We start from the raw sequence: 17,701 nt of genomic DNA, 5'->3' as shown, positions 1-17,701 counted from the left end.
TCGTTATGAGTCAACAGGTTATTCAATTGGGTGGAAGCCAGCGCGCGAGCCTCGTTAAACGGGGGCGTAAGCTGGAATACTTCACCATCGGGTATAACAGCCTGGAAGGATTGATCGCTGTCGTTGCAGGACTTCTTGCCGGCAGCATTGCGCTGGTGGGATTTGGTTTTGACAGTTTGATTGAAGTCACCTCCGGAGCGGTCCTCCTCTGGCGGTTGAACGCCGACGTGGACGAGACAAGACGAGAGCGAGTCGAAGCCATCGCACATCGCCTGGTCGGCGGCTGCTTTATGGCGCTTGCTGCCTACGTCACCTATGACTCCATCAAGTCGTTTGTGCGGCACGAGGCGCCTGAAGAAAGCCTGCCTGGTATCCTCCTGGCGGTCGCCTCGCTGATCGTGATGCCCCTGCTCGTGCACGCCAAACGAAAGGTGGCGCGCGGCATCAACAGCGGGGCGCTGATGGCCGATGCCAAACAGACCGAAGTGTGTACCTACCTGTCGGCCATTCTGCTTGGCGGCCTGTTGCTCAATGCACTCTTTGGCTGGTGGTGGGCTGATCCGGCGGCGGCGCTCGTGATGGTGCCGATCATCGTCAAAGAAGGCGTGGAAGGGCTGCGCGGCAAGTCCTGTTGCGACGATGATGTCTGTCATTGATCGCGGGCATTTGTCTTGCCGTGCCAAACCTAGAGGCGGAACGGTCCTGGCTGATGTGTTTTCTCAAACTTGTCTTTATCTACCGCGCGGTGTGTACATAATAAAACCGACCCCGACTAAACAGATGAGCATCCCGATGACGTCCGACAGATCAGGCTTTACGCCATCAATAAGCCAGCCCCAAAATATTGACATCACGATGAACACCCTGCCATAAGCCGCATAGACGCGCCCGAAGTGGGCAGGTTGCAGGGTCGGGACAATGCCGTAGGCGACGATGACCAAGGCGCGACCAGGCCGATCCACCACGCCCGTTGTTCACGCAGCCACAGCCACATGAGATAGCCGCCGCCAATCTCCATCAGTCCGACCAGCAAAAGTAAAAGACGGATTTGAGAATCGCATTGTTCATGGCCCGTCATCATACCAGAGGCGACCGAGAGAATTGTCTCATAAAGATGTCCATATTCGCCCTGTGATCATAATGTCGGTTAGCCACCCGTTCCTGGCGCTAAACTTTCTCCTGCCAGTCTGGCAGGGATTCACTGACGGCGGGCAGGGTGATGGTGAAGGTCGTCCCCGCTCCTGGCTGGCTCTCGGCGCTGATAGAGCCTTGATGTTCTTCAATGATTTTCCTGGTGACGGCAAGGCCCAGCCCAAAGCCGCTCTGCTTGGTCGAGTAGTAGGGGTCGAAAATCTTGGCGAGATCATCTGGTTTGATGCCGACTCCCGTATCGCGGATATTGATTTCGACAAGACTATCTGTCCTCTCGACCTGTGCCGTCAAGCTGCCTCTTTGAGGCATTGCCTGAAGGGCATTAATGACGATATTTGAAAGGCAGGATTTAAGACGTTCGGCATTTCCGAGTACCAGGGCGGGACCTCCGGCAGTCTCCATAACGACTTTGACTCCTTGCTCGTCGGCCTGTGGCCCGACCAGGCTTAGCGTTTCGCCGACCAGCGCCTGCATGTCGACAGTCGCGATCTCCACCTGGGCCGGGCGCCCGTAGTTCAGGATGTCGCTCACCATGTGTCGCAGGCGGGCGATCTCGCTCTTAATCGGCGCAACGACCCGCAGGAACTGTTCGCGCCTGTCCGCCTCGGCGGGTACGAAGCGATTGCTCAGATGATCAATCGACAGGTTGAGGACGTTGAGCGGGTTACGAATCTCGTGAGCAATCGCCTGCGTGAAGCGGCCGATCACCGCCGCCCGCTCAATCTGGTTCACCCTCTCTTCGAGTTCCAGTTTAGACTTCAGGCCGGCGATCATCTCGTTGAACGTGGAAGCGAGTTGACCAACTTCATCTTTCCGGTTGATGTGTAAGCGGAAATCCAGGTCGCCGGCAGCGACCCGACGGGCGGCGCCGGCCAGCTCCTTGATGGGTTGGGTGAACCGCCAGCCGATCCCCACCACGATAGCGAGCGCGAGGGCCAGCAGGCCCGTGGTTGACAGCAGCCGGTAATTGGAAAGCTGGCGGTTCTTTTGCGCGAGAGTGACGGAAGCGGTGTCGATCTGGTTGATGACGGCCTGCTGCTGCATGACGATGACGATCCAGTGTAAACCCCGGATCGTCACCACCGGGATGTCGAACGTCTTAATCAAGCCGCCGTGAATCTCGACGTGCCCTTCAATGGGGTCGAAATTCAGCGCTTCAGAAGCGTTTTCGGGCTGGTCGGGAACGCTGATACTTTGGTCGACCAATTCGCTCAGCGTGCTGTCGGTCACCTTGCCGGCTTCGTCCGTGATGATGATATCCCGCACTGTCGGGGGCATCCCGATGGTCGGGACAGTCTTGTACAGGTACTCCTCAGAACTCAGGCTGCCGACGGCAAGCCCCATGGCCTGTGCGAAGTCGCCGAAGCTAGAATTAAAAGCGTCTTTCACCTGCCGGCTTTGCCTGGTGACTTCATCGGCGGCGCGCTTCTGCGCCCAGCGGTCAAGCGCCAGCACGAGAACCAGCGTGAGCAATAGGAAGGAAGTCAACAGGAGCATTAGTCGTGCCCTGAAACTCATTAGTAAATTCAACTTATCAGGCATACCATCTCCTCCGACCGGTCCATCCGCCATAGCCTTCATCCCATCATTTTCAACCAGTCTTTTTATAAAACCGCACCTGCTTGCGCTTGGTGACTCTGCCCGTCTCGCCCGTGCGATTGACGAACCGCAGTTCGCCCCGCACTACCGTGGCCACGGTGTCGAGGTTGGGCGCGACACGAATTTTATAACTGCCACGCTTAGCGACGGTGAGTAGAGCGTGAGGCGTGTCCAGTTCGAGTGCGCCAGCATGATCAAGTATACCGACAATGACGAATACCTGTCCCCGCTCAATGTCGAAGCGCAGCAAGCTATCGCTTAGGCTATCGATTCGCGCCCGAGATTCTTGACCGAGCTGAAAATACGAATCAGGATGCATCGCCCATTCGGCGCGGCCATGTTGGCCGGCGGTCACAACGTCCCCCTCAGAAAGCCGCTCACCGACCTGAAGCGCCCGCAGGTCGGCATCACCACGTCGCTTGAGCCAGACCTCGCCATCAAGACGCGATATTTCCCCGGCGCGAGCCGATACGGTCAGCGACTGCCCTGGCTCTGGCATGGGTGTGTGCCGTTTCCCTCCGGTCGGCAGGACTAGAGAGGTGAGAGTTAAGATGGATATAAGAAAAAGACGCACGATGATCGAGAATGACACGGCTAATTGATCTCGATAGAGTTGAGAATTCTTTGTGAGGCGATCACGCCATTACGGTCGGACGCCGGGTGGATGATGATCACTTGCCAAAGCTTCGGCCCATCGCCGATAAGTACAGCCTCAAGTTCCATCTTCTCGCCACGGCGCTTAAACCTTCCTTTCACCAGCACGCCCTTTCGACCCGAGCGATCAATCGGCGTCTTCGTATCCTGATACTCAGTGACCTCTTCGGACTGCCGCAGCGCTTCAACCGCGCCACTTGCCGCCTGCTCAATGCTCGTCGGTAATCCTTCCTTATATGAGATGTCCCACATATCGACCTTGAATGGCCCGACTGCAAGTCCGCAGCGATTCACCCGGCTGATCGCTTCGTCCGCGGATTCCGGAACCTCCGCGCTTTGCGACTGTGGCTCTGCCGGCAACATTAACGAGAGTTGCGAGCTGCCGGGAGAATACCGCCGCCATTCTGACATCAGTACGGAGGATGGCGTTTTCACGTGTAGCATTTCATGAAGGAATATCCTCCACGTGGCCACCAGGAGGAGCAGGGATAAGAGGATCAGGACCTCTTTGCCGAAACGCGGCAGCCGTCTCTTCCTGCCGCGTCCGAGCTTTACCACTTCTAAATGTTTGGCTCCGCGTTTCCGCATCCTTGCGTCCTGACCGTTGGAGACTCGTTCGCTATGATCGTAGTTTTAATCGCTTCTCACCAAAATCTCCGACGCCGGGCAGATCAAAGCGCAGCAGCCGCAGGCTGTTGAGGATCACGACGACCGTCACCCCGACGTCCGCAAAGATCGCAAGCACGAGGTTGCTCATCCCTGCGAGCGCGAGACCCACGAAGACAAGCTTGATCACAACCGCCATCGCCGTGTTGAGCTTGATCGTCGAAATCGTTTTGCGTCCGAGAGCGATCAGGTAGGGGATCAGTTCGAGGCGGTCGTTGAGTATCGCAATCGAAGATGCCTCAATCGCCGTATCGCTGCCCGCCGCCCCCATCGATATGCCAACAGAAGAAAGCGCCAGCGCCGGAGCGTCATTCACTCCATCCCCAACCATTGCCACTGGCCCATACTTTTTCGCCAGGTCGGAGACCGCCGCCGCCTTGTCTTCCGGCAGCAGCTCGGCTCGGACGTCGGCAATGCCGAGCTCGCCTGCCACCGCCATTGCCGGCACGTGGTTGTCGCCCGTGAGCATCGCCGTTGTCACCCCGAGCCGCCGCAGGCTGGCGACCACGCCTTTGCTTTCCGGCTTCATCTCGTCGCTGACGGCGATGATGCCTTCAACCTCGCGATGATTGCTGATCACGATGGAGGTCTTCCCCTGGCGCTGTAAGGCGTCTACACGAGCGATGACCTCTTCCCGGACTTCATGCTCTTCGGTAATGAAGGCCAGCTTGCCGATGCAGTGGTGGCGGTCGTAACAGACGACGCAGTCGGCCTTCGCCCCTTTGCCCAGCACCGCCTCGAAGTTTTCGGCCTCGTGCAGCGTGATCTCTTCCAGGCGCGCGTTGGCCACAATGCTATGCGCGAGCGGGTGCTCAGAATAAAGCTCAATGCCGGCGGCGCACGCCAGCAGGTGCTCCCTGGTGTTGTCGCCGAACGGGATAACATCGGTGACCACAGGCTTGCCGTAGGTGAGCGTCCGCGTCTTATCCAAGGCTACGAGCCTGACGCGCCCGATGGCTTCGATGAATTTCCCGCCTTTGACCAGCGCGCCGCGCGACGAGGCGTTGCCGATGGCTGAATAGATCGACACCGGGGTTGAGATCACCAGAGCACAGGGGCAGGCGATCACCAGCAGTGTCAGGCCCTCTCTGAACCACCGGTCGAACGACTGCCCGAAGAACAGCGTCGGCACAACGACGAGGAGGGCCGTAATGACAATGATCGCCGGCGTATAATACGCAGAGAACTTTTCAATGAACTTCTGCGTTTCGGCCTTGGCCTTGGTCGCCTGAAAGGTGATGTCGATGATTTTCGAGAGCGTTGTATCTTTCGCCGTCTTCGTGACTCTGACTTCGAGGTAGCCTTGCTTGTTGAGCGTCCCGGCAAAGACTGTGTCGCCGGGATGCTTGTCCTTTGGCAGCGGCTCTCCCGTGATCGTCGATTCGTCGACTGATGACGCGCCGGAGACGATCTCGCCATCGAGCGCGATCATATCTGAAGGCCTGACGATCAGCACGTCCCCCACCATCACTTGCTCTACCGGCACATCGCCTTTGTTCTGAACTACGGCAGTCTTCGGCGTGCGCTCGACGAGTCCTTGCAACGCTGATTTGCTCGTCTGGACGCCGAACTGTTCCAGCTGCTCGCCGAGCGTGAAGAGGACAATCACGACCGTCGCTTCTTCGTACTGACCCAGGTAGAAAGCCCCGATCACAGCAATCACCATTAGGAGGTTGATGCTTCTGAAGTTCAGGCGCGAAAGCGCCTTTAAGCCGTTGAGAATCGTGCGCCAGCCGACGGCGAGAATGAGGGAGGCGAAGAAAGGTGCGCCGACGCTCGACGGCAAGTGCCGGCCGCCGAGGGAGAGGAATTCAAAGCCTGCGGCGGTCACAACGCTGAGGATCAGCAAGCGGAACTTCGCATCAGCCCACAAGCCGTTTTTCTTCGAGGAGTGGGCGATATTCGGCAATACGATCATCGTTCCTCCTTCGCATCCCGGTGACCGTGACGATGGTGGATGTCCGGATAATGCGGGTGCGAGTGAAACACCTTATCGTGCTGGTGCGAATGGCTGTGTGGCTCTCCGAGCGCGACTCCAGCGGCGTGTTCGTGTAGGTGATGCTCGTCATGGACGTGCCGGTGTTCGTGTTCTAGCAACTCGTGCTGGTGATCGTGCGCGTGTCGCTCGGTCAAGTGCAGAAAAAGGCCAATTCCCATTAGCACAGCGGCAGTCACGAAGTAAGGCGTAAGTCTGTCGCCAAGAACCGCGATAGAAATGGCCGCTCCGACAAAAGGGGCGAAGGAAAAATATGCCCCGGTCCGTGCCGTGCCAATGTGCCGCAGCGCAAGCACAAAGAGCATCAGGCTAACTCCATAACCGAAGAAGCCTACCAGTGCTGCAAGTAGGGTCGCGGGCAGACTCGGCCTCTGCGTGCCGGCTGCCAAAGCAACGATCAGATTTACTGCGCCTGCGATGAGACCTTTGGCCATTGCGATTTGTAGCGGGTCACCCGCCGACACCTTACGCGTCAGGTTGTTGTCAATCCCCCAAGCCAGACACGCGCCGATGATAGCCAGCACGCCCCAGGGCACGCCAAGCGCGGGCTGCCCCGACCAGGAAAGCAACACCCCGCCTGCGGTGATCGCCGTCATCCCAAGCGCAATGCGGCGGTCGAAGTTCTCCATGAAGACAAACCACGCCAGTACGGCGGTGAAGACCCCTTCCAGGTTGAGCAGCAGCGAGGCCGAAGAGGCCGGTGTAAGCAAAAGCCCCACCATCAGCAGCACGGGGCCAACGACACCGCCCGAAAAGATTGCGCCAGCGAGCCAAGGCAAATCCGCGCCCGTCAATCCGGCTTCTTGAGCCTCCGAACCCTTGAACCGTGAGCGGAGCCACCGCCAAACGGCCAAGCCGGCTCCTGAGCCCAAGTAAAGCAGGCCCGCCAGCAGAACCGGCTTCAGGCTGCCGAGCAGAAGTTTGGAAAAAGGCATCGTCGCGCCAAATAGCGCAGCCGCAGTCAGGGCGAAGAATGCTCCTTGCAAGGGCGTATTGGGTGTGGTTGTCTTCATACGCAATTACGGAATAAGCAAACGGCCATGGCGGCTGGAAACATCGTCACTCGTTTCACGATTTATCCGATCATCCCAAGCACCAAAAAGAGTAGAAAGCCGGCAAAGAACGTGGCCGTCGTCAGCGGCGTCTCTGGCTCTTCGTGCGCCTCGACGAGCAACTCTTCGGTGACAAGGAACAACAGCGCCGCAAGCCCGAAGGAGAGTACCACCTCCAGCGTCTTCTCCGAGATTGCACTCAACAGGGTCGCGCCCACTGTCGCGCCGACCACGATCAACAAGCCCAGAAGCGAGGTGGTAAGGATCGCCTTTCCCCGTGCCGTGCCGCCCTTGCCCAGTGTCGCGCAGACGGCCAGCCCGAGCGACAAAAGCTCAACCGTCAGGGCGAGTGTGAGCAACTTCCCCTCTTTCGCGCCGGCGGCGAAGCCGATACCGATTAAGAAACCGTCCACCAGAACATCAACGCCCACGGCGACAAGCATGGCCACCGGCCATCTCGATTCGACTTGCTCGGTCTTTTGCTCGACCTTCGCGGTTACAGACCTGATGCCGACCATGACCGCGACTCCGAGCGCGAAGCCGATGATGACTTGCAAGGGCGCGTGCTCGCGCACCACGTCCGGCAACAGCTCAACGGCGACGACGGAGAAAACGACGCCCGCAGCGAAGTGTTGGATGTAACTGCGGAGCATCGGCCCCGGCGGTTTGAACGTTGCCAACGTGGCGCCGGTGATTGTGGCAGCAACAGGAAGCAGCGCGTAGGTCAAAACATTCAGCAAGGGATTGGGCATCTGACTGTCATCCGTTCGTTTCTCTTGTAGAGAACACAAAAATTCCCTGGGGCGTTCTCCTCTGACAACCTTCTTCAGAGCGCCCCATCGTTAATCTTTCCCGTTTGCAGCCGGACCACTCCTTCAACCGGCAAGACATAAATCATGCCGTTATGGCGGCTGCCCATGCGGACGGCGCGCTCAACCGTTTCGACGACATCGTCAACCATGTCGTCGCGCACAACGATTTCGAACCGCAGCATCTCATTGTAGTTGACATAATCTTCGAGCTTCAGGCCATAAGGGTAAACGCCTTCGAAGCTCTTGCTGTGGCCGAACCCTCGCGTGCTCGAAATGCTCATCCCCGGAAATCCCTCAATAGCTTCAAGGGCGGCGACGACATTAGTGAGCCAGATAGGCTGAACGATGGCGATAATCATTTTCATTCGAACTCTCTCGAACTACGGCCACTCACCGGCCACTAAAGGCATAGCCATTAAAAGCCCATGTCGCGGTCGCCGCCGGCGCGCTTGTAGATGATTCACCAGGACGTCAGAGGGCGGCGTCATCCGTCTCGCCGGTCATGATGCGCACGGCGTGCTCGACCGGCCAGACGAAGACCTTGCCATCGCCCTGGTTGCCGGTGTGGGCGGCGCGCGCAATCGTCTCAACAATCTGTTGAACCATGTCGTCGCGCGCCACGATCTCAATACGAGTCTTCTTGACGTACTCGACGAAGTCTTCGATCACACGATGCGGCGCGCCCTCCAGGTGGGCGCTCTTTTCGCGCCCGAAGCCGCGCACGTCGGTTACCGTCATGCCCGGAAAGCCTTCGATTTCCTCGAGCGCATGCGTGACCTTGCTGAGCTGGAAAGGTTTCACAATGGCAGTAATGATTTTCATTCTAATAACCTCCGGATTATTGCGAGAGCCAGAGTCGGCGCAGCGCCAGCCTCGCGCTGCCCAGATAGTGACGCACCGCCTCTCTGCTCATCCGCAGATGGATCGCGACGGCTTCGTCGGTCAAGCCTTCCACGTCGTGAAGTACATAGGCCATGCGCTCGGCCTCGGGCAGTTGGGCGATGAGCAAGTCAAGAAGCGCCGGTTTGAGAGGTAGTCGATGGTTGCATTCCTCACCCGCGGGTGCCGTTTCGATGACTGCCCGGTTCACCTCCTCTAGCGCCGCGGAAGGGGTGCGGAATGTAGCGAGTGAATCGGAGATCGCTATCTCGCGCAGGTATAAGAACGTGCGTGAATCGTCCCAACCCTGGCCCAGATGACGGGCGACCCTGACGAAAGCTCTGACCGTGGCGGCCTCCGCGTCCAGGGCGTCGCCGAGCAGTTGCTTACAGAGTGAATAGACATGCGCACCGAACCGGCGGTAAGCCGACTCCAGGATAGACCTATCTGCCTCGGTGCCTGACCTTGATTTGTTTTTCTTCATGGCTACCCCTACTGCATTGCTGAGATTCGCCATAGACCCCCCTCTCGCATATTTATGTAATGAATGCCTCGTATGTTCAGATGCCTGAACCGAGCGCGGCATTCGCCTTTCAGTACTCGACTCGCTCGCGCTCGAACCATCCGTAGAGCATCGGCAGGATGAGTAGCTTGAGCACGGTCGAGACCAGGAGCCCGCCGATCACGACGGTCGCCAGCGGACGTTGCACTTCCGCACCCGCTGAAGTGGCGAGAGCCATTGGCACAAACCCGAGACTGGCGACCAGCGCCGTCATCAGGATGGGACGCAAGCGGGCCTCGGCCCCTTCCTTCACTGCTTGTTCCAGTGAGCGTCCCTGTTCTCTAAGCTGGTTGATGTAACTCACCATCACGACACCATCCAGCACCGCAACACCGAACAGTGCGATGAAACCGACGCCCGCCGAAATTGAGAATGGCAACCCACGCACCCAGAGCGCCAGTATTCCGCCAATCGCGGCCAGGGGGATGCTCGTGTAGATGAGCACTGCTTGCTTGACCGAGTTGAATGTCGTGAACAGCAACACAAAAATGAGAAACAGCGCCAGAGGCACTACAATCAGCAGCCGCGCCGTGGCGCGCTGGAGATTCTCGAACTGGCCGCCCCAGGTGATGTAGTAGCCGGGAGGAAGCGTGACTTGCTTCTCGATCTCCTCTTGCGCCTCTTTGACGAAGCTGCCGATGTCGCGCCCGCGCACGTTCAATTCGACTGCCAGGCGGCGGCGCGTGTCCTCACGCGAAATCTGCGCTGGGCCTTCAACGAGTGACACGTCGGCAAGTTGGGAGAGCGGTATACGTGCGCCGTTTGGAGCGGAAACGAGTAAGCCCTTAATCGTTTCCACATCGCCACCACTTGCCTCAGCCAGGCGAACAACCAGGTTGAACCGCTGCTCCCCCTCGTACACCAACCCTGCCGACTTTCCTGCCACGATCGATTCGACGAGGTCATTGACGTCTTCGACATTTATCCCGTAGCGAGCGATGGCCGCGCGATCCGGCGTGATCTGAAGCTGCGGCAGCCCCGCCACTTGCTCCATCTTTACATCCTCGGCGCCGTTCACCTTTTTCACGACGCGAACGAGCTGTTCGGCGGTCTTATTCAGTGTGTCGAGGTCGTCGCCGAACAACTTGATCGCCACGTCAGAACGGACTCCGGAAATTAGCTCGGCCACGCGCAACTCAATCGGCTGCGAAAAGCTAAAGTTGGCTTCGGGAATCCCGGCTTCCAGCGCGTTCGACATCTTTTCAACCAACTCCTCTCTGGTCCGGGCGCTCGTCCATTGCTCAGGCGGCTTGAGTTCGACGTACACATCGGTCTTGTCGACGCTCTCCGGGTCAGTGGCGACTTCAGCCCGCCCGGTTTTGGACACCACTTTCGTAACCTCGGGGAAGCTGCGAAGCACCTTCTCGGCCTGGCCGGCCGTTTCGAGTGAATGCGTGAGGGACACACTCGGCAGCCGCTGAATTTGGACTGCAAGCGACCCTTCCTCCAATCGAGGGATGAACTCAGAACCAAGAAATGGAAACAGGGCGAAGCTTGCCAGTACCAGTGCCGTCGCGACAATAAGCGATTGCGCGCGATGGCCCATAGCGTATTCGAGGGACGGCACGTAGAGCCTCTTCGCATAGCGAATGAAAATGCTCTCTTTCTCAGAGACGCGCCCTCGCAGCAAGAAGGTCATCGCTGCCGGCACATAGGTTAGACTCAGAATGAGGGCGCCGATTAGGGCGAAGACCACTGTGAGCGCCATCGGCTTGAACATCTTGCCCTCGATGCCCGTCAGACTCAGGATCGGCAGATAAACGATGGTGATGATGGCGACGGCAAAAACCACAGGCCGCCCGACTTCCAGGCAGGCTTCCAGGATCGTACGCTCGGGCGGCTCGTGCGACCCTTCGTGCTGCGCTTCGGCGCGGCGTCGCACGGCGTTCTCGACCACGATTACCGCGCCGTCCACAATGAGCCCGAAATCGAGCGAGCCGAGACTCATCAGGTTTCCCGACACGTTGAAGACGCGCATCAGGATCGCCGCAAACAGCATCGATAGCGGGATGACCGTCGCCACCAGAAGCGAGGCGCGCCAGTTGCCCAGTAGGAGGATGAGTACAATGATAACGAGCACAGCCCCCTCAATCAGATTCTTGGCGACTGTGTGAATCGTTCGATTCACCAGTTCCGCTCGGTCGTAATATGGGATCAATTCTGCGCCCTTCGGCAGGGTTTTCTTAATGGTCTCAATGCGCTGCTTTATTGCATTGACGACGCTCCGCGAGTTCTCACCTTTAAGCATCAAGGCGATGCCCACGACGATCTCGCCTTCCCCATCTGTCGTCACTGCGCCTTGTCTGACGGTCGCGCCTGTCACCACCTCGCCGAGATCACGCACGTAGACAGGCACACCTTCCTTGCCAGTCTTGACGACAATGTTGGCGATGTCATTGGCAGACTTCGCGAGGCCTATTCCGCGCAATAGATATTGTTCCGCGCCGTGCTCAATGTAGGCACCCCCAACATTGGCATTGTTGCGCCCGACGGCCTCAAGCACATTGCGCAACGTCACGCCATAGGCTTGGAGCTTGGCGGGGTCGATGCGAACTTGATACTGTTTCTCAAGCCCCCCGAAGCTGTTCACCTCGGTGACGCCGGGCACGCCCAACAGTTGCCGCCGCACGCTCCAGTCCTGAATCGTGCGCAACGCCATCGCGTCGTAGCCGCTGCCAGGAGCGGCCTTGAGTTGATATTGATAGATTTCTCCAAGCCCGGTCGAAATCGGCCCCATCTCCGGCGAGCCAATTCCATCGGGGATCTGCTCGCGCGCCTGCGACAGCCGTTCAAGCACAAGCTGGCGAGCAAAGTAGGTATCTACCGAATCGTCGAACACTACGGTGACCGCCGAAAGGCCGAACTTGGAGACCGAGCGAATCTCTATGAGGTCAGGCAGGCCACTCATCGACACTTCGACCGGAAAAGTGATTTGACGCTCGACCTCTAGCGGCGCAAGCGACGGCGCGGCCGTCAATACCTGCACCTGTACGTTTGTCACATCAGGGACGGCGTCAATCGGAAGCCGCTGAAGACTGTAGATGCCCGCGCCAATCAGAATCGCTACCATTAGCAAGACGAGCAGGCGTTGTGACACTGCGAAGCGAATGAGTCCATTAATCATAAGCGTTATTATTCCTCCAACGAACTCTTCAGAAGCTGCGCTTTGAGTACAAAGCTGCCCTTTGCCACCACTCGATCACCCAGCGCAAGCCCGCTCAGGACACGATGGTATCCTTCGAGCGTGCCTCCGACTTCCACATCGCGCACCTCGAAATGCCCTCGTTCGTTGTCCTTGGGTATAAAAACGATGGTGCGTTCCCCGATTCGCTGGACTGCCTCATCGGGGATCACCAGGTCGTTACCGGCTTCCTTGCCGGCGGCGCTCGTTCCCGTCTGGAATCCGACTTCAGCAAACATGCCAGTCTTCAGCTGCTCACCCGGATTCGCGACCTCGATGCGCACGCGGCCCGTTCGTGTCTCTTCGTTGAGCGCAGTGTCGATGTAGGCGACGCGGCCGGCGATTGCACGCTGACCGAGAGCGGCGGACCGCACTTCAGCCGGCGTTCCTACACGCAATGCATTGACCTGCGCCTCGGGCACGCTCGCAATCACCCACACTATCGTCATGTTCGAAATCGTGAAGACAGGCTTGCCCGCTTCAATGCCGGCGCCGGCATTGACTAACCGCTCAGAGACCGTGCCGGAAACGGGAGCACGTAAGGCGATGATGGAAGTGTCATGCGGGCTTTTGCTATGAGTTCCCTCTGCAACGACGGCTCCAAGTGCGGTCAGGCTGTCGCGAAGCTGCGAAACCTCTGCCCGCGAGGTTTCAACTTCGGAGCGCGCTTGCTGCACTTCCCGGTTGAGAGAAATGTTGCTTTGAAAGTCGTAATCGGCCTTGGCCGTCTTATAGGCGGCTTCGGCAGCGATGAGGTCTTTACCTGCGCCCGCGCCAAGCTCAATGAGTTTTTTAGTGCGGCGCAATGTGGCTTCTGCTTCATCAAGGCGAGCTTTCGCCTGAATGACCGAGGCACGGTTTTCGGCGCGCTGGACACGCGCGTAGTTTTGTTCTGCCAGAGCTAGGCGCGTCTCCGCCTGGTGCAGCTTCCCATGCATCTCGGCCACTTCAGGACTGGAAACGATGGCAAGCACAGCTCCTGCGCGCACATGGTCGCCGAGCGCGACATTAACACGCTCGACGCGCCCAGGTGCAAGCGGCGTTACCTGCTGCGTCTGTTGCTGGTTGGCTTCGACTGCGCCGGTGACGCGCATGAGGGCAACGGCTGGGCGCTGGGTCACGGCGACAATCTCAATACCTGCGGCAGTCATCGCTTCGGGTGATAGCTCGACCTCGCTGCCAGCGCCTTCCTCCCGCTTCTCGCCGCGTTCGGCTCCGGCACCCGCCCTGGAATCGCTCGGACCAGCGCTCTTATGACGCGGCCAGAAGATCAGCGCGAGGATGAGGGCGAGGACGAGCGCTCCCACGATGAAGAGGAGATTGCGCCGGCGCAACATGGTCGCCGGACCGGCGGCGTGGCGTTCAACGTCATGGTCTGTGTGGGTTAAATTTTTATCGTCAATCATCTTTTCATCTCCTCAGGGCTTGGGCACTCCCATGGCCGATTGCAGGTCGGCGAGGGCGCGATAGTATTCGGTCAGCGCCTCTGTGAATTCGCGCTGCGAATCGACGAAGCGGCGCTGCTCCGCAAGCAGGTCGGTGACACGGAAGGCCCCAACCTCGTAAGCACCGCGGATCGCCTTGATGTTTTGAGCGGAGCGGTCAAGGACGCCTTGCCGGAAGGTGTTGATGGCTGCCTGCGCCGCTTCGTAGCGCCCGTAGGCACTCGCCACTTCGGCGCGAACCATCTGTTCGGTGAACTCGCGCCGGTGCCGCGCCTGAGCGATGACGACCTCCGCCTCTGCCTTCGCCCCCTGGTTGCGGTTAAAGAGCGGAATGCTGATCGACACGCCGAAAGAAAGCAGTCGATCGCGGTCGCGGAGAACGCCAACCGGGGTGTCGTCGAAGACGGAGCGGTTGGTCGTGTACTTACTGAAGGCGGTAACGTCAGGTGCCGCCTGCGCACGTGCTAAGCGTAAGCCCGCCTGTGCTGCTTCCTCAGTCAGCCGGGCCAGGGTCAGGTCGGGTCGCGTGCGCAAAGCGATGTCGAGGGCGGCTGCGACCGAATCGGGAGGCGTTGAGAAGTCCGGCGCGGCGAGTTCTTCGCGCAGCCGTAGCGCCTCACCAGGCGGCACGCCCGAGATGCTTTTGAGTTTCAATAGCGCGCCTTGCAGCCGCCCTTCGATGAGGGCGCGGCGGGCGCGCAGCCGTTCGACCTCGACGCGCAGCAGGTTGTGTTCGAGCGGCGCCGAGTCACCCTCGTTGACGCGGACCTCGATAACGCGGGAAGTCTGTAGATCGATGTCGATCAACTCTTCAGTGATCTGCAACTCGCGGACGGCGGCCAGCGCCTCGGCGTAACCCGCCCGCACTTCAGCGATGAGCCGGCGTTCGCGGTCGGCGATTTCCGCCTCGGCGGCTTGAAGCTCAACGCGCGCCAGGTCGATGCGGCGCTGGCGCTTGCCGCTCAGTTCGAGCGGCAGCGCGAAGCCGATGCTGGTCTCGCGTTCGCCGGGCGAGCCGGTCAGCCGCCCGGTCGTCTGCTCGAAATCAAACGTCGGGTTGGGCCGCAGCCCAGCCTGTTGCAGGCGGGCGCGCCCGCGTTCGATGTCAAGCCGCGTCGCAACCAACTCGGCGTTGGCCGCAAGCGCTCGGCGCACGAGGTCACTTGAGGAAGCACCCTGAACCGGGTCGACGTAGAGCGCCACCGTGGAACGGGGTAGATTGGTTAAAGCCAGCGCGTCCTCGCCAGTCGCGCGCGACTGCGGACGCGATATGATCCCCTCTGGCGCACGACCGGCACCAGTCAAAGGAACCTGGCCAGTGGTCACGGAGGCGATGATAATGATCGAAAGCGAAGTGGTGAAAACCCCCGCCAGCCGGCGGGCCCATTGCGTAGCCATCTATCCATCCCTTCAAAAATAATTCTAATGTGGATAACGCCCTTCAGGACTGCGCTCGAAAAAGTTCAAGCGCGCCAAGGGTCAAAGGCCAGGGATCGATGAGCAGCGATGGCAAGGCGCGGCAGCAAAAGTTTCTCCACCGGCAAGCGATAATTGCACAGCGATGCCTGTCCAGTTAATGAGTTGGAGGGGAAAACTACGACAAGCGAGGGGGATGAAAAGCGCTTTGTGGCGGAGCAGTTGGCAATGCGATGAGCGTCGGTTCGCTCACACGGGGCGCAAAACTATGCTCATCCGCATGAAAGATTGCACCGGGCAGGATGTGCGAGCAGCAACAAAAGCAGTCGTCCTCGGCAGGCGCCGAATCAGAATCTGAAGATGATTTTTGAATATCGGCAGATATGAAGGAAGTTTCCGATCCGAAATCGGTGGATACCTGGATGGGCACCTGGGACGATGCGGCTTTCAGTAACCCCCAGACGTCTTCGCCGCAATTCTGCGGTGAGGCGAGGTCGGTCATCGTCATGAAGAAGAAAGCGAGAACTATCCCGCGACGCAGGTATTGTCGTTCGAGCAGCCCTTTTCGAATCATCCGTAACATTTACGATCTGGTAAACAATCTACCACAACCGTTCGGCTATGCCAACAACAGAAACCGGCGGATAGAGTCTTTGCGTTGTCTGGATAAATTAGCGAACCCTGTGGAATGCGAGTTAGCAATGACCTTTGGATCGAGCATCTATTTCTTTTAGCCTATCATAGATGTTTAGACCGCAAGCTGAGAGAATAAAGCTTTAACCTTTGCTTCGATGGTGTCGCGCACTTCTCGAAACTTTTTAGGCGGCATATTTTTCGAGTCAGGAATGTTCCAATCCTCATGCCGCTTCGCTCTCACGAACGGGCATTCGTCGCCACAGCCCATTGTCGCTACGAAGTCATACTGAACATCAGGAATATCATCAAGCGATGGGGTTTGTGAAATTCGGCAGCAAGCGTTTAATGCACATCTTACACACACTGGATGGCCCTTACGCAAAAACCGCTGGCATTGGGAAAAACGGAGTAGGAAATGAGTAGGGACCAAGTTGTGTGAACTGAAGTGTTGCGAAAGCCACACAACTCAACGCTTGCCATTGCCATAGCCGGGAAGTAACTGAATATTGCTTTACTTTCTATCAATGACATTGTCGGGTAGCACAGCCATCGCGGTAATATATATGTGCACCTGATACTGAGTTTGTCCTCTCATCTGAGGATTTGCTTACAGCAGCCTGTACCGGGATCATTCTTTTCAGAAGAGGAATAAGATGCAGCCAATTGGACAGCCCTCCAGACTTGAAAAAGAAGTCCGCGACATCTCCGTCGTGCGTTACAACAAAGGGCGCTGGACGGAGCCGAAGACGTTGAGCGCCGATGGCTGGGAAATTCACGGCTGCCCGGTTAATGGGCCGTCGGTCTCTGCCGATGGCAAGCGCGTGGCCGTGGCATGGTTCACGGCGGCGAATGACATCCCGCGAGTCAAGCTCGTCTTCTCTGGTGACGCCGGTGCGACCTTTGGCCAGCCGATCCAGGTCGATGAGGCCACTCCCGTCGGGCGTGTAGATGTTTTAATGCTGGCCGATGGCTCGGCGCTCGTGAGTTGGCTGGAGCGAGCGGCGAAAGGCGGAGAAGTTAAAGTTCGCCGAATCAGACACAATGGTTCGCGCAGCCAAGCTATCACTGTAGCCGAGTCGAGTGCAGCGCGAGCAAGCGGCTTCCCGCAAATGGCGCGCGCCGGAAATGAGGTCATCCTCACATGGACTCAGCCCGGCACTCCTACCAAGGTACGTACCGCAGTCATTCGCCTCGAAAGTAACAACTGAGGGCGGGGTTGAATATACTCGTGTGACTCTCCTACCTCAGACTGGTCCAATGTGGCTGCGTGGAATAATTGATACCCCCTACCGGTATTATACTGACAGGCGAGCAAGGCCGGTTTTCTGCTTGCGGGATCTCTTGCTGCACAGCTAGAATATGCTTTCTATGCGCACTGCGAAACGCCCAGTGATTATTGCGATGGCGGTTGTGATCAGCCTGGGGTTGATGTATTCGCAGTTGTGCGGCGTGCTGTGCGACATTTCCGGCTGCTCTTCACCCGCACCGGCGAACTTTGCGGCGGCCTCGAACAGCGGGAGCGCAGGGTTGGGGAGCCACGGGTGTGAGCACCACAAGCAGACCAAACCGAAAGACTCTGAGCAGGCGGGGCATCACGCGAGAGGCGCTGCGTTCACTACCTCCGAGGGCCCCGGCCATCCTCATGGGTCGG

Annotated in this window: 16 protein-coding genes and 1 pseudogene; 3 read left to right on the top strand and 14 right to left on the bottom strand. The window is 58.5% G+C overall.

The genetic code is table 11. The annotated features are described in order from the left end of the window. Window positions 1–5 precede the first annotated feature (5 nt). Window positions 6–656 carry a cation transporter gene (locus VJ464_10910; protein HKQ05633.1) on the top strand — a complete coding sequence of 217 codons (651 nt, stop codon included), beginning with the start codon at window positions 6–8 and terminating at the stop codon, window positions 654–656. Between the two features lie 75 nt (window positions 657–731). Here the strand turns inward: VJ464_10910 and VJ464_10905 are convergent. From VJ464_10905 to VJ464_10895, 3 genes and pseudogenes are all read right to left on the bottom strand, one after another. Beyond that, window positions 732–1,078, bottom strand: a pseudogene (locus VJ464_10905) (YnfA family protein). Between the two features lie 89 nt (window positions 1,079–1,167). Next, the gene (locus VJ464_10900; protein ID HKQ05632.1) at window positions 1,168–2,694 is read right to left on the bottom strand and encodes an ATP-binding protein; all 1,527 of its coding nucleotides are present in this window, start codon (window positions 2,692–2,694) and stop codon (window positions 1,168–1,170) included. Between the two features lie 49 nt (window positions 2,695–2,743). Further along, a complete protein-coding gene (locus VJ464_10895; GenBank protein HKQ05631.1) occupies window positions 2,744–3,070 on the bottom strand; it encodes a hypothetical protein in 327 nt (108 codons plus the stop codon). Between VJ464_10895 and VJ464_10890 the strand changes: the two genes are divergently transcribed. Continuing rightward, window positions 3,065–3,286: a hypothetical protein gene (locus VJ464_10890; protein HKQ05630.1), complete on the top strand. Its 222-nt coding sequence runs from the start codon at window positions 3,065–3,067 to the stop codon at window positions 3,284–3,286. The two genes, VJ464_10895 and VJ464_10890, sit on opposite strands and share 6 nt — an antisense overlap. Before the next feature lie 59 nt (window positions 3,287–3,345). Here the strand turns inward: VJ464_10890 and VJ464_10885 are convergent, their stop codons facing one another. From VJ464_10885 to VJ464_10835, 11 genes are all read right to left on the bottom strand, one after another. After that, a complete protein-coding gene (locus VJ464_10885) occupies window positions 3,346–3,993 on the bottom strand; it encodes a hypothetical protein (protein ID HKQ05629.1) in 648 nt (215 codons plus the stop codon). A gap of 31 nt (window positions 3,994–4,024) precedes the next feature. Further along, window positions 4,025–5,989 (bottom strand): heavy metal translocating P-type ATPase, encoded by a 1,965-nt coding sequence (locus VJ464_10880; protein HKQ05628.1) that lies wholly within the window; start codon window positions 5,987–5,989, stop codon window positions 4,025–4,027. Continuing rightward, on the bottom strand, window positions 5,986–7,080 hold the full coding sequence (locus tag VJ464_10875) for an EamA family transporter (GenBank protein HKQ05627.1): 1,095 nt from the start codon (window positions 7,078–7,080) through the stop codon (window positions 5,986–5,988). Before VJ464_10875 ends, VJ464_10880 begins: the two co-directional genes overlap by 4 nt. Window positions 7,081–7,142: 62 nt before the next feature. Beyond that, a complete protein-coding gene (locus VJ464_10870; GenBank protein HKQ05626.1) occupies window positions 7,143–7,871 on the bottom strand; it encodes a transporter in 729 nt (242 codons plus the stop codon). A gap of 74 nt (window positions 7,872–7,945) precedes the next feature. Continuing rightward, the gene (locus tag VJ464_10865) at window positions 7,946–8,296 is read right to left on the bottom strand and encodes a P-II family nitrogen regulator (protein ID HKQ05625.1); all 351 of its coding nucleotides are present in this window, start codon (window positions 8,294–8,296) and stop codon (window positions 7,946–7,948) included. Window positions 8,297–8,402: 106 nt separating this feature from the next. After that, entirely contained in the window at window positions 8,403–8,753 is a 351-nt protein-coding gene (locus tag VJ464_10860; protein HKQ05624.1) for a P-II family nitrogen regulator, read from the bottom strand. 16 nt (window positions 8,754–8,769) lie between these two features. After that, on the bottom strand, window positions 8,770–9,294 hold the full coding sequence (locus tag VJ464_10855; GenBank protein HKQ05623.1) for an RNA polymerase sigma factor: 525 nt from the start codon (window positions 9,292–9,294) through the stop codon (window positions 8,770–8,772). 109 nt (window positions 9,295–9,403) lie between these two features. Beyond that, on the bottom strand, window positions 9,404–12,496 hold the full coding sequence (locus VJ464_10850; GenBank protein ID HKQ05622.1) for a CusA/CzcA family heavy metal efflux RND transporter: 3,093 nt from the start codon (window positions 12,494–12,496) through the stop codon (window positions 9,404–9,406). Between the two features lie 8 nt (window positions 12,497–12,504). Next, window positions 12,505–13,959 carry an efflux RND transporter periplasmic adaptor subunit gene (locus VJ464_10845; GenBank protein HKQ05621.1) on the bottom strand — a complete coding sequence of 485 codons (1,455 nt, stop codon included), beginning with the start codon at window positions 13,957–13,959 and terminating at the stop codon, window positions 12,505–12,507. Window positions 13,960–13,971: 12 nt separating this feature from the next. Then, complete coding sequence (locus VJ464_10840) at window positions 13,972–15,396, bottom strand: TolC family protein (protein HKQ05620.1); 1,425 nt, start codon at window positions 15,394–15,396, stop codon at window positions 13,972–13,974. A 196-nt stretch (window positions 15,397–15,592) separates the two neighbouring features. Beyond that, the gene (locus VJ464_10835) at window positions 15,593–15,997 is read right to left on the bottom strand and encodes a hypothetical protein (protein HKQ05619.1); all 405 of its coding nucleotides are present in this window, start codon (window positions 15,995–15,997) and stop codon (window positions 15,593–15,595) included. Window positions 15,998–16,703: 706 nt separating this feature from the next. Here VJ464_10835 and VJ464_10830 point away from each other — a divergent pair. Then, window positions 16,704–17,258, top strand: a complete 555-nt coding sequence (locus VJ464_10830; GenBank protein HKQ05618.1) for a hypothetical protein — start codon at window positions 16,704–16,706, stop codon at window positions 17,256–17,258. The last annotated feature ends 443 nt before the right edge of the window (window positions 17,259–17,701 follow it).

It is taken from the genome of Blastocatellia bacterium (assembly GCA_035275065.1).
GTDB lineage: Bacteria > Acidobacteriota > Blastocatellia > UBA7656 > UBA7656 > DATENM01.
This window is presented reverse-complemented; position numbering and strand designations above follow the sequence as displayed.